The following is a 12101-nucleotide window of genomic DNA, read 5'->3' as shown; positions in this document are numbered from 1 at the left end:
AGCGATGTTCCGTCGTACGTTCTGGTTCACCGCGGGCGCGGCGGCCGGAGTCTGGGCCACCACCAAGGTCCACCAGAAGCTCAGGCAGCTGACCCCGGAGAGCCTCGCGGCCCAGGCCGCGAACAAGGCCATCGACGCCGGACACAAGGTCAGGGAGTTCGCCGTCGACATCAGGTCGGGCATGGTCCGCCGCGAGGCGGAGCTGGGCGAGGCGCTCGGCCTCGACGCCCCGGCCGATCCCACCGCGCTGGCCGCGCCCCGGCGACTCGTCGCCATCGAACACACCACGCACCCCTACAACCCGCACAATCGGAATGAGGACCACTGATGGAGTCGGCTGAAATTCGTCGCCGCTGGCTGAGCTTCTTCGAGGAGCGCGGTCACACCGTCGTCCCTTCGGCGTCGCTCATCGCGGACGACCCGACTCTGCTGCTGGTCCCGGCGGGCATGGTGCCCTTCAAGCCGTACTTCCTCGGCGAGGTCAAGCCGCCGTACGCCCGTGCCACCAGCGTGCAGAAGTGTGTCCGTACCCCGGACATCGAAGAGGTCGGCAAGACCACCCGGCACGGCACGTTCTTCCAGATGTGCGGCAACTTCTCCTTCGGCGACTACTTCAAGGAAGGCGCCATCAAGTTCGCCTGGGAGCTGCTCACCAGCTCCGTGGCGGACGGCGGCTACGGCCTGGAGCCGGAGAAGCTCTGGATCACCGTCTATCTGGACGACGACGAGGCCGAGCAGATCTGGCGCGAGAAGATCGGCGTACCGGCCGAGCGCATCCAGCGGCTGGGCAAGAAGGACAACTTCTGGTCCATGGGCGTCCCCGGCCCCTGCGGCCCCTGCTCCGAGATCAACTACGACCGGGGGCCCGAGTTCGGCGTCGAGGGCGGCCCCGCCGTCAACGACGAGCGCTACGTGGAGATCTGGAACCTGGTCTTCATGCAGTACGAGCGCGGCGCCGGCGAGGGCAAGGAGGACTTCCCGATCCTCGGTGAGCTTCCCTCCAAGAACATCGACACGGGTCTCGGTCTCGAACGCCTCGCCATGATCCTCCAGGGCGTACAGAACATGTACGAGACGGACACCCTGCGCGTCGTCATGGACAAGGCCACCGAGCTGACCGGCGTACGGTACGGAGCCGAGCACGGCTCCGACGTCTCGCTGCGCGTCGTGGCCGACCACATCCGCACCTCGGCCATGCTCATCGGCGACGGCGTCACCCCCGGCAACGAGGGCCGCGGCTATGTCCTCCGCCGCATCATGCGCCGCGCCATCCGCAACATGCGCCTCCTGGGCGCCACCGAGCCGGTCGTCGCCGAGCTGATCGACGTGGTCATCAAGACCATGGGCGAGCAGTACCCCGAGCTGGAGACCGACCGCAAGCGCATCGAGACCGTGGCCCTCGCCGAAGAGGCCGCCTTCCTCAAGGCACTCAAGGGCGGCACGAACATCCTCGACACCGCCGTCACCGAGACCAAGGCCGCCGGTGGCCAGGTGCTCGACGGCGACAAGGCGTTCCTGCTCCACGACACCTGGGGCTTCCCGATCGACCTCACCCTGGAGATGGCCGCAGAACAGGGCCTGTCCGTGGACGAGGACGGGTTCCGCCGTCTGATGAAGGAGCAGCGGGAGCGGGCCAAGGCCGACGCCAAGGCCAAGAAGTCCGGCCACGCCGACCTCTCCGCCTACCGCGCGGTCGCCGACAGCAGCGGCTCCACCGAGTTCACCGGCTACACCTCCACCGAGGGTGAGTCGGTCATCGTCGGCCTGCTCGTCGACGGTGTCTCCTCACCCGCCGCCACCGAGGGCGACGAGGTCGAGATCGTGCTCGACCGCACCCCGTTCTACGCCGAGGGCGGCGGCCAGCTCGCCGACCAGGGCCGGATCCGGCTGGACACCGGCGCCGTCGTCCAGATCCGCGATGTCCAGCAGCCGGTGCCCGGTGTCTCCGTACACAAGGGAACGGTGCAGGTCGGCGAGGTGACGGTGGGTGCCTCCGCCTTCGCCGCCATCGATCTGGGACGCCGCCGCGCCATCGCCCGCGCCCACAGCGCCACCCACCTCACGCACCAGGCGTTGCGCGACGCGCTCGGCCCGACCGCCGCCCAGGCCGGTTCGGAGAACTCGCCGGGCCGCTTCCGCTTCGACTTCGGGTCGCCCGCCGCCGTACCCGGCACGGTCCTCACCGATGTCGAGCAGAAGATCAACGAAGTCCTCTCCCGCGAACTCGACGTCCAGGCCGAGGTCATGTCCATCGACGAGGCCAAGAAGCAGGGCGCCATCGCCGAGTTCGGTGAGAAGTACGGCGAGCGGGTCCGTGTCGTGACCATCGGGGACTTCTCCAAGGAGCTGTGCGGCGGTACGCACGTCAAGAACACCGCCCAGCTCGGTCTGGTCAAGCTGCTCGGCGAGTCGTCGATCGGCTCGGGTGTACGGCGTATCGAGGCCCTGGTCGGGGTGGACGCGTACAACTTCCTGGCCAAGGAGCACACCGTCGTCGCCCAGCTCCAGGAGCTGGTCAAGGGCCGCTCCGAGGAGCTGCCCGAGAAGATCTCCGGCATGCTCGCCAAGCTGAAGGACGCGGAGAAGGAGATCGAGCGGTTCCGCGCCGAGAAGGTGCTCGCCGCCGCCGCCGGACTCGCCGACAGCGCCCAGGACGTACGTGGCACGGCCCTGGTCACCGGGCAGGTCCCGGACGGCACCTCGGCGGACGACCTGCGCAAGCTGGTCCTCGACGTACGCGGCCGGATCAGCGGTGACCGGCCGGCCGTCGTCGCCCTGTTCACCACGGCGGGCGGCCGTCCGCTCACGGTCATCGCCACCAACGAGGCGGCCAGGGAGCGCGGCCTCAAGGCCGGTGACCTGGTCCGTACCGCCGCCAAGACCCTCGGTGGCGGTGGCGGCGGCAAGCCGGACGTCGCCCAGGGCGGCGGTCAGAACCCGGACGCCATCGGGGATGCCGTGGCCGCTGTGGAACGCCTTGTCGCCGAGACGGCCTGACGCGGTATGAGACGAGGACGCCGACTCGCGATCGATGTCGGGGACGCCCGGATCGGGGTCGCTTCCTGCGACCCCGACGGGATCCTCGCCACGCCGGTGGAGACCGTGCCGGGACGCGATGTCCCGGCCGCCCACCGGCGGCTGCGGCTGATCGTGGAGGAATACGAGCCGGTGGAAGTCCTGATCGGACTTCCCCGGTCCCTCAACGGGGGCGAGGGACCGGCCGCGGCGAAGGTACGTGTGTTCGCCCAGGAGGTGGCGCGGGGGATCGCGCCGGTGCCGGTACGACTGGTCGATGAGCGGATGAGCACGGTAACGGCCAGTCAGGGACTGCGCGCCTCCGGCGTGAAGTCGAAGAAAGGCCGGTCGGTCATCGACCAAGTGGCGGCGGTTGTCATCCTCCAGAGCGCGCTGGAGGCCGAACGGGTATCAGGTAATCCTCCCGGTGAGGGCGTCGAAGTGGTCATCTGATCGCGATACGGTAACGTTCCGCGCGATGCGGCAGTGTTCGAACAGCTGCCGCACAGTGAGAGGCGAAACGGACGCCGTGCCCTGTGCTCAGCGGTCGCCGCCTCGCGGCTCAAGGGGATCGATGACTGACTATGGCCGGGGCCCCGGCTCCGAACCGTGGCACCAGGGGGATCCCCTGTATGGGGACCAGGGATGGGCGCCACAGCCGGCCACCGACGGCAGAGCCCCCTACGGTGAGCAGCAGCCGCAGCAGGCTCAGCAGCAGTACCCGCAGCAGGCGCAGCAGCAGCCGCGGTACGGCGGCGGACAGGACCCGTACCAGCAGCAGTACCAGCAGTACGACCCGCAGCAGCAGTACGCGGACCCCCAGCAGCACCCCCAGTACGTCGACCCCCAGCAGCCGCAGCAGTATCCCCCTCAGCAGTACGTCGGTGACCCCCAGCCGTACGGGACCCCCCCCTACGGCGACCAGCGTCCGCAGCAGCCGCAGCAGTACAACGATCCCCAGTACAACGGCGGTTGGGACCAGGGACAGCAGGCCGAGATGCCGTACGGAAGTACCCCCTCGGGCCCCTACGTGACCCCGCAGGGGGGCTACGGCGAGAACCGGGACTATTACGCCACCCCGGACGCCTACCCGCCCCCACAGCCGCCCGGCCAGCGCCACGCCGAACCGGAACCCTCCGCCGGCCAGGGGCCCCCACAGCCTCCGGTCCAGCCCGAGTCCCCGTCCCGGCGGCAGGCGCCGGCCGAGCCCGAGCCCGGTGACGCCGAACCCGGCACCGCCGGGCCGCAGCAGCAGGAGACCCACCCCTTCTTCACCGGCGACGACGGCCGTGACGACGGCGCCGCCGGCCGCGACGGAGAACCGGCCGCCGGCCGGGGGGACGGCGGTGGCCGGGAGCGCCGAGGCAAGACGAAGAAGGGCGGCCGCAACGGCGTCGCCTGCCTGGTCGTGGCCGTGGTGCTCGTCGGTGGCGGGGGCGGCGTCAGCTACTTCGGCTACCAGTTCTGGCAGAGCAAGTTCGGCGCCCCGCCGGATTACGCGGGCGAGGGCTCGGGCGATGTCCAGGTGGAGATCCCGCAAGGTGCTCTCGGGAACGAGATCGGCGCCATTCTGGTGAAGAACGGCGTGGTGAAGAGCCAGCGCGCCTTCGTCGCCGCGCAGAAGGAAAACCCCAAGGGGAACACGATCCAGGCGGGTGTCTACACGCTCGGCAAGGGAATGTCCGCGTCGAACGCGGTGGCGAAAATGCTGAGCCCCAGCAGCCGCAACGCTTTAATCATCCCCGAGGGCACGCGCAATTCGGATATCTACAAGCTGATCGACAAGCGTCTCGACATCAAGGACGGCGAGACCGCGTCGATCGCCAAGTCGCAGGCGAACAAACTCGGTCTGCCGGACTGGGCGCCGAAGCCCGGCGACAAGGAAATAAAGGATCCGCTGGAGGGCTTCCTCTTCCCGGCGAGCTATCCCGTCGCCAAGGGAATGAAACCGGAGGCCATCCTCAAGAAGATGGTCGCGCGGGCCAACAGCGAATACGACAAGCAGGATCTGGCCGCCCAGGCGCGAAAGCTCGGCCTCTCCTCGCCTCTCCAGGTGATCACCGTCGCGAGCCTCGTGCAGAAGGAGGGGAAGTACAAGCACGACTTCGACAAGGTCGCGCGTGTGGTGTACAACCGCCTGAAGCCGGACAACATGGAAACGGTCGGACGCCTCGAATTCGACTCCACGGTCAACTACCTCAAGGGCGAGAGCAAGCTGCAGATCGGCTCGGTCGACAATCTGCGGACAATTATCGACCCGTACAACACGTACAACATAAAGGGTCTCCCTCCCGGGCCCATTTCGAACCCCGGGGACGATGCCCTGCACTCGGCGCTCAATCCGACGCCCGGCCCGTGGTACTACTTCGTCTCGGTGACCGAGGACAAGACGCTCTTCTCCGTCACCAACGCGGAGCACGAGGAGAACCGCCGGGAGTACGAGAAGGAAAACAACAAACAGTGAGTCGAACAAGGCGGGCGGCGGTCCTCGGATCGCCCATCGCTCATTCTCTTTCCCCCGTGCTGCACCGTGCCGCGTACCGGGAACTCGGCCTGGAGCACTGGTCGTACGACCGCTTCGAGGTGGACGAGGCCGGGCTGCCCGGTTTCTTCGAGGGGCTCGCGGGCGACGCCTCCTGGGCCGGGCTCTCGCTGACCATGCCGCTCAAGCGCGCGGTCATCCCGCTGCTCGACGAGGTCACCGAGGCCGCCGCCTCGGTCGAGGCCGTCAACACGGTCGTGTTCGGCGACGGCGGCCGCAGGACCGGCGACAACACCGACATCCCCGGGATGATCGCAGCCCTGCGCGAGCGTGGGGTGGACAAGGTCGCCTCCGCGACGATCCTCGGCGCGGGCGCCACCGCGTCGTCCGCGCTGGCCGCGCTCTCCCATATCTGTACGGGCCCGGTCACCGTGTACGTACGCAGCGGAGCCCGCGCCGCCGAGATGCGCGGCTGGGGCGAGCGGCTCGGCGTCGACCTGCGTACCGCCGACTGGGCGGACGCGGCCGGGGCCTTCGGGGCGCCGCTGGTCATCGCCACGACCCCGGCGGGCACCACCGACGCGCTGGCCGCGCGCGTCCCCGCCGCTCCCGGCACGCTCTTCGACGTGCTGTACGACCCCTGGCCGACGCCGCTGGCCGCGGCCTGGTCCGAGCGCGGGGGGGCCCTGGTGAGCGGGTTCGACCTGCTCGTCCACCAGGCGGCGCTTCAGGTCGGGCTGATGACGGGGGTGTCGCCCGCGCCGCTGCGCGCGATGCGGGAGGCGGGCGCGGGCGCGCTCTTCGGACACACGGAACAGATCCGGCCATGAACCGGCCGTGAACCAGCGGTGATTCGGCCCGCAACCCGGACTCTCCCGCGCGCTGTCCGCCACGGTGGCGACAGCTGATACCGGTGGGGCCCGTGGTGCGCTGCGGCCGGTCGCGCCCCGGGCCGATCCGTCCCGCTCCCCGGACGGATGGACCTGCCTCCCCGGTGACGTGGGAGAATCGGCCACGGCGGGCCAGGGCCGCACCCGGTCGTGCCGCTAGCAGTTCCAGGCGCGAAGATGAGGGAGCACCGTTGAGCAGGTTGCGCTGGCTGACCGCGGGGGAGTCGCACGGCCCCGCACTCGTGGCGACGCTGGAGGGTCTTCCCGCCGGTGTGCCCATCACCACGGAGATGGTGGCGGACCACCTGGCCCGGCGGCGCCTTGGCTACGGTCGCGGTGCCCGGATGAAGTTCGAGCAGGACGAGGTGACCTTCCTCGGCGGGGTACGGCACGGGCTGACCATGGGGTCGCCGGTCGCGATCATGGTGGGCAACACGGAGTGGCCCAAGTGGGACCAGGTCATGGCGGCCGACCCGGTGGAGCCCGACGTGCTGGCCGCGCTGGCGCGCAACGCGCCGCTGACCCGGCCCAGGCCCGGCCACGCCGACCTCGCCGGGATGCAGAAGTACGGCTTCGACGAGGCCCGGCCGGTGCTGGAGCGGGCCAGCGCGCGGGAGACCGCGGCGCGGGTGGCGCTGGGCGCCGTGGCGCGTTCGTACCTGAAGGAGACGGCCGGGATCGAGATCGTCTCCCATGTCGTCGAGCTGGCCGCGGCGAAGGCCCCGTACGGGGTGTACCCGACCCCCGCCGATGTGGCGAGGCTGGACGCGGACCCGGTGCGCTGTCTGGACGCGGCCGCGAGCGAGGCGATGGTCGCGGAGATCGACCAGGCCCACAAGGACGGCGACACCCTCGGCGGGGTCGTCGAGGTCCTGGCGTACGGCGTGCCGGTCGGGCTCGGCTCGCACGTCCACTGGGACCGGCGGCTCGACGCGCGGCTCGCCGCCGCGCTGATGGGCATCCAGGCCATCAAGGGCGTCGAGGTCGGCGACGGCTTCGGGCTCGCCCGGGTGCCTGGATCGCAGGCGCACGACGAGATCGTGAAGACGGACGACGGCCTCCGGCGCGCCACCGGCCGCTCCGGCGGCACCGAGGGCGGGCTGACGACGGGTGAGGTGCTGCGGGTCCGGGCCGCGATGAAGCCCATCGCCACCGTGCCGCGCGCGCTGGCCACCGTCGACGTGGTCACCGGCGAGGCCACCACGGCGCACCACCAGCGCTCCGACGTCTGCGCGGTGCCGGCCGCCGGCATCGTCGCGGAGGCCATGGTCGCGCTGACCCTCGCGGACGCCGTCGCCGAGAAGTTCGGCGGCGACAGCGTCCCGGAGACCCGGCGCAACGTCCGCTCGTTCCTCGACAACCTCCAGATCCGATGAGCGCCCCCGCAGTGGTGCTGGTCGGCCCCATGGGCGTCGGCAAGACCACCGTCGGTGAGCTGGTCGCCGGGCGGCTCGGCGCGGCCTTCCGGGACACCGACGCCGATATCGTCGCGGCCCAGGGCCGGTCGATCGCGGAGATCTTCGTCGACGAGGGCGAGGAGCGCTTCCGGCGGCTGGAGCGCGAGGCGGTACGGCTCGCGCTCGCCGAGCACACGGGCGTGCTGGCGCTCGGCGGCGGGGCGATCCTCGACGAGACCACCCGGCAGGAGCTGGCCGGGCTGCCCGTCGTCTATCTGTCGATGGAGGTCAACGAGGCGGCCAAGCGGACCGGACTGAATACGGCCCGCCCGCTGCTGGCGATCAACCCCCGCCAGCAGTGGAAGCTGCTGATGGAGGGGCGCCGGCAGCTCTACACCGATGTCGCCAGAGTCGTGATCGCCACCGACGACCGCACACCGGAAGAGATCACGGACACCGTCCTCGACGCCCTGGGGCTCCAGCGCCTCCCGGCGGAGGAGCACGTCCCCGTGGAAGAGCGCGTTCCCGCCGAAGAGAAGCCCGGCAAGGAGAAGCAGGCATGACGGAGCAGACAGTCACCCGTATCCAGGTCGGCGGTTCCGCCGGACACGACCCGTACGAGGTGCTGGTCGGCCGGCAACTGCTCGGCGAACTGCCCGCGCTCATCGGCCCCCGCGCCAAGCGCGTCGCGGTCCTGCACCCGGAGGCGCTCGCGGGCACGGGCGAGACCCTGCGGCAGGACCTCGCCGACCAGGGGTACGAGGCCGTCGCGATCCAGGTGCCCAACGCCGAGGAGGCCAAGACCGTCGAGGTCGCGGCGTACTGCTGGAAGGCGCTGGGCCAGACCGGCTTCACCCGTACCGATGTGATCGTCGGCGTCGGCGGCGGCGCCACCACCGACCTGGCCGGGTTCGTCGCGGCGACCTGGCTGCGCGGGGTGCGCTGGATCGCCGTACCGACGACCGTGCTCGCCATGGTCGACGCGGCGGTGGGCGGCAAGACCGGGATCAACACCGCCGAGGGCAAGAACCTCGTCGGGGCCTTCCACCCGCCCGCCGGGGTGCTCTGCGACCTCGCCGCGCTGGACTCGCTCGGTGTCCACGACTACGTCAGCGGCATGGCCGAGATCATCAAGGCGGGCTTCATCGCCGACCCGGCCATCCTCGAACTGGTCGAGTCCGACCCGCAGGGCGCGCGTACGCCCGCCGGGCCGCACACCGCCGAGCTGATCGAGCGGTCGATCCGGGTCAAGGCCGAGGTTGTCTCCAACGACCTCAAGGAGTCCGGGCTCCGCGAGATCCTCAACTACGGCCACACCCTCGCGCACGCCATCGAGAAGAACGAGCGCTACAAGTGGCGGCACGGCGCGGCCGTCTCGGTCGGCATGGTCTTCGCCGCCGAACTGGGCCGGCTCGCCGGCCGGCTCGACGACGCGACCGCCGACCGGCACCGTTCCGTACTGGAGTCGGTCGGACTGCCGCTGACCTACCGCGGCGACCAGTGGCCCAAGCTGCTGGAGACCATGAAGGTCGACAAGAAGTCCCGCGGCGACCTGCTGCGCTTCATCGTGCTGGACGGTCTGGCCAAGCCGACCGTGCTGGAGGGACCCGACCCGGCGGTGCTGCTCGCCGCGTACGGGGAGGTGTCGGCGTGACCCGACGGGTCCTCGTGCTCAACGGGCCCAACCTGGGGCGTCTCGGCTCGCGCGAGCCCGATGTCTACGGCACGACCTCGTACGCCGGTCTGGTGGAGACCTGCCGCGCGCTCGGCGAGGAGCTGGGCCTCGATGTCGACGTACGCGAGACGAACGACGAGGGCGAGCTGATCCGCTGGCTCCACGAGGCGGCGGACGGCCGGATTCCGGTGGTGCTCAACCCCGGCGCGTTCACCCACTACTCGTACGCGATGCGGGACGCGGCGGCGCAGCGCACCGCCCCGCTGATTGAGGTGCACCTCTCGAACCCGTACGCGCGCGAGGAGTTCCGGCACACCTCGGTGGTCGCGGCGGTCGCCAGTGGGACGGTCGCGGGGTTCGGCATCGGCTCGTACCGGCTCGCGTTGAGGTCTCTCGCGGAGGAACTCACCGGCTGACGGGGCACCTTGGGCGTACCCCGGCCGTTCCCACGGAGGGCCTGTCACCCGACGGACTCCGAGGCGGCCGGGGGCGGTACCGTTCGGTACCGACGGCCTATCGCCGATCAGCGTCAGTCGTACGAGACGGAGTGGCACCGGATGCAGCACTCAGCGGGGGTTCCGCTGCCTCACCCGGGACCGGGGCACGGAACCGGCGGATGGGCGCAGCCCGGCCAGGGGCAGCGGCCCGCCCCGGGCTGGCCCGGAGCGCCGGTTCCCGGACAGCCGCACGCCCCCCTGCCGCAGGTGCCCCCGCCGCCGTCGGTGCCGCCGCAGGACGCGACCGGGCATGTACGGCTGCCGCCCGGCGGCCCGGTGCCGGTCCCCGCGCCGCCGCCCGCCGAGAGCGGCACGGGCAGCGCGACACTCGCCGTACTGCTGATCGGTCCGGCCGGTGCGGGCAAGACCACCGTGGCGCGCCACTGGGCGAACAGCCGCCGGGTGCCCACCGCGCACATCAGCCTCGACGACGTCCGCGAATGGGTCAGGGCCGGCTTCGCCGACCCGCAGAGCGGCTGGAACGACCACTCCGAGGCGCAGTACCGGCTGGCCCGCCGCACCTGCGGCTTCGCCGCGCGCAACTTCCTGGCCAACGGCATCTCCTGCATCCTGGACGACGCGGTCTTCCCCGACCGCCCGGTCGTCGGGCTCGGCGGCTGGAAGCGCCATGTGGGCCCCGGGCTGCTGCCGGTCGTGCTGCTCCCCGGGCTGGAGATCGTGCTGGAGCGCAACGCGGAGCGCAGCGGCAACCGCCGGCTGGCCGACGAGGAGGTCGCCGGGATCCACGGCCGGATGGCGGGCTGGTACGGCTCGGGGCTGCCGATCATCGACAACTCCGCGTACGACGTGGAGACCACGGCCAGGGTCCTGGACGACGTCCTGGCCCGCTCGCTGGCCTCCCCGCCGAACTGGTGACCGACCGGCGGGCGTGGCCCCGCACCGACCGGCGGGCGTGACCCCCGCACCGGGCGCCGGGCGGTCCCTGGTCCGGACGCGGGGCTGCCCCCTGTTCGGACGCGTTCAACCGGCCGTATGACGAGTCCGCTCATACGATCGGGTCATGTCTGACGTCTATGCGGCCCGCCGCGCGCGGCTGCGTGACCGGTACACCGCGGCGGGCAGCGCGGCGGCCCTGGTCTCCTGCCCCGCCAACGTCCGCTATCTCGCGGGCGGAGCGCCGCCGGGCGCCGTCCTCCTGCTGGGACGGGACAAGGACACGGACACGCTGCTCTGCCCGCGTACCGCCGGGGACGAGCCGGCCGGGCGCCTGGACGGACAGTTGCGGATCTCCGTGCTCCCCACCCCCAGTGGGGACCCCGCCGTCGCGGCGGCCGGGCTGCTGCCCGCCGGGGCCGATTCGCTGGCGGTCGAGGAACACCATCTGACCGTCGCCAGGCACCGGGCGGTCGGCTCGGTCGCGCCCCGGGCGCGGCTCATGGACCTGGGCGGCACCGTGGAGCAGCTGCGGATCGTCAAGGACGAGGAGGAGATCGCCTGTCTGCGGATCGCGGCGGAGATCGCCGACCAGGCGCTCGGCGAACTCCTCGAATCGATCCTGGTGGGCCGCACGGAACGCCATCTGGCGCTGGAGCTGGAACGCCGGCTCGTCGACCACGGCGCGGACGGACCCGCGTTCCCGACGACCGTCGCCACCGGACCCCACGCGGGCCGCCGCGGCCACCGGCCCTCGGACCGGCGGGTGGAGGAGGGTGATTTCCTCTCCGTGGGGCTGGGCGCCGACTACCACGGATACCGCTGTCTGATCGGCCGTACGTTTGTCATCGGAACGTCCCCCGCCGACTGGCAGATCGAGCTGTACGAACTGGTCTTCGCGGCACAACGGGCAGGTCGGGAGGCCTGTGTGCCGAGCGCCGGCTACCGCGAGGTGGACCGCGCGGCCCGGCAGCCGCTGGAGGCCGCCGGGCACGGCGGAGGGCTCGCCCCCCGTACCGGACACGGTGTCGGACTCGAAATCGACGAGGACCCGCAGCTCGCCCCCGCCGCCATGGGTAAACTGGACGCTTGTGTGCCGGTCACCGTCGGACCGGGGGTCCACCTCCCGGGCCGGGGCGGTGTCCGGATCGATGACACGCTCGTCGTCCGCCCCGAGGCGGACGGCGGACCCGAGCTACTCACCATCACGACCAAGGAACTGCTCGCGCTCTAGCGCGCACCCTCGGTCGT

11 protein-coding genes are annotated in these 12101 nt (G+C 71.2%); all 11 read left to right on the top strand.

Annotated elements, in window-relative coordinates; all coding sequences use genetic code 11:
- Positions 1-4 precede the first annotated feature (4 nt).
- The 11 genes from ACIP8W_RS09335 (at position 5) to ACIP8W_RS09285 (ending at position 12084) form a co-directional block, all read left to right on the top strand.
- Positions 5-328 carry a hypothetical protein gene (locus ACIP8W_RS09335; protein ID WP_401949753.1) on the top strand — a complete coding sequence of 108 codons (324 nt, stop codon included), beginning with the start codon at positions 5-7 and terminating at the stop codon, positions 326-328.
- Positions 328-2997, top strand: a complete 2670-nt coding sequence (gene alaS, locus ACIP8W_RS09330) for an alanine--tRNA ligase (RefSeq protein ID WP_401949750.1) — start codon at positions 328-330, stop codon at positions 2995-2997. Before ACIP8W_RS09335 ends, alaS begins: the two co-directional genes overlap by 1 nt.
- Positions 2998-3003: 6 nt before the next feature.
- Positions 3004-3468 carry a Holliday junction resolvase RuvX gene (ruvX, locus tag ACIP8W_RS09325; RefSeq protein WP_401949747.1) on the top strand — a complete coding sequence of 155 codons (465 nt, stop codon included), beginning with the start codon at positions 3004-3006 and terminating at the stop codon, positions 3466-3468.
- A gap of 121 nt (positions 3469-3589) precedes the next feature.
- Positions 3590-5479 (top strand): endolytic transglycosylase MltG, encoded by a 1890-nt coding sequence (mltG, locus tag ACIP8W_RS09320; RefSeq protein ID WP_402202523.1) that lies wholly within the window; start codon positions 3590-3592, stop codon positions 5477-5479.
- Positions 5476-6327, top strand: a complete 852-nt coding sequence (locus tag ACIP8W_RS09315; RefSeq protein WP_402202521.1) for a shikimate dehydrogenase — start codon at positions 5476-5478, stop codon at positions 6325-6327. Before mltG ends, ACIP8W_RS09315 begins: the two co-directional genes overlap by 4 nt.
- A gap of 251 nt (positions 6328-6578) precedes the next feature.
- Entirely contained in the window at positions 6579-7763 is a 1185-nt protein-coding gene (gene aroC, locus ACIP8W_RS09310; RefSeq protein WP_401949739.1) for a chorismate synthase, read from the top strand.
- Entirely contained in the window at positions 7760-8347 is a 588-nt protein-coding gene (locus ACIP8W_RS09305; protein ID WP_401949736.1) for a shikimate kinase, read from the top strand. The genes aroC and ACIP8W_RS09305 overlap by 4 nt, the downstream gene beginning before the upstream one ends.
- Positions 8344-9438, top strand: a complete 1095-nt coding sequence (gene aroB, locus ACIP8W_RS09300; protein ID WP_401949733.1) for a 3-dehydroquinate synthase — start codon at positions 8344-8346, stop codon at positions 9436-9438. Before ACIP8W_RS09305 ends, aroB begins: the two co-directional genes overlap by 4 nt.
- Positions 9435-9875: a type II 3-dehydroquinate dehydratase gene (gene aroQ, locus ACIP8W_RS09295; protein ID WP_401949730.1), complete on the top strand. Its 441-nt coding sequence runs from the start codon at positions 9435-9437 to the stop codon at positions 9873-9875. Before aroB ends, aroQ begins: the two co-directional genes overlap by 4 nt.
- A 141-nt stretch (positions 9876-10016) precedes the next feature.
- On the top strand, positions 10017-10832 hold the full coding sequence (locus tag ACIP8W_RS09290) for an AAA family ATPase (RefSeq protein WP_402202518.1): 816 nt from the start codon (positions 10017-10019) through the stop codon (positions 10830-10832).
- Positions 10833-10977: 145 nt separating this feature from the next.
- Positions 10978-12084: an aminopeptidase P family protein gene (locus ACIP8W_RS09285; RefSeq protein ID WP_401949724.1), complete on the top strand. Its 1107-nt coding sequence runs from the start codon at positions 10978-10980 to the stop codon at positions 12082-12084.
- Positions 12085-12101 lie beyond the last annotated feature (17 nt).

This window comes from Streptomyces sp. NPDC088554 (assembly GCF_044752945.1).
Lineage (GTDB): Bacteria > Actinomycetota > Actinomycetes > Streptomycetales > Streptomycetaceae > Streptomyces.
This window is presented reverse-complemented; position numbering and strand designations above follow the sequence as displayed.

What these genes read in the sequence shown, in the direction of transcription:
- mltG (WP_402202523.1), top strand. Translation starts at nt 3,590, where the DNA reads ATGACTGACTATGGCCGGGGCCCCGGCTCCGAACCGTGGCACCAGGGG.
- alaS (WP_401949750.1), top strand. Translation starts at nt 328, where the DNA reads ATGGAGTCGGCTGAAATTCGTCGCCGCTGGCTGAGCTTCTTCGAGGAG.
- ruvX (WP_401949747.1), top strand. Translation starts at nt 3,004, where the DNA reads ATGAGACGAGGACGCCGACTCGCGATCGATGTCGGGGACGCCCGGATC.
- ACIP8W_RS09305 (WP_401949736.1), top strand. Translation starts at nt 7,760, where the DNA reads ATGAGCGCCCCCGCAGTGGTGCTGGTCGGCCCCATGGGCGTCGGCAAG.
- ACIP8W_RS09335 (WP_401949753.1), top strand. Translation starts at nt 5, where the DNA reads ATGTTCCGTCGTACGTTCTGGTTCACCGCGGGCGCGGCGGCCGGAGTC.
- aroB (WP_401949733.1), top strand. Translation starts at nt 8,344, where the DNA reads ATGACGGAGCAGACAGTCACCCGTATCCAGGTCGGCGGTTCCGCCGGA.
- ACIP8W_RS09290 (WP_402202518.1), top strand. Translation starts at nt 10,017, where the DNA reads ATGCAGCACTCAGCGGGGGTTCCGCTGCCTCACCCGGGACCGGGGCAC.
- ACIP8W_RS09285 (WP_401949724.1), top strand. Translation starts at nt 10,978, where the DNA reads ATGTCTGACGTCTATGCGGCCCGCCGCGCGCGGCTGCGTGACCGGTAC.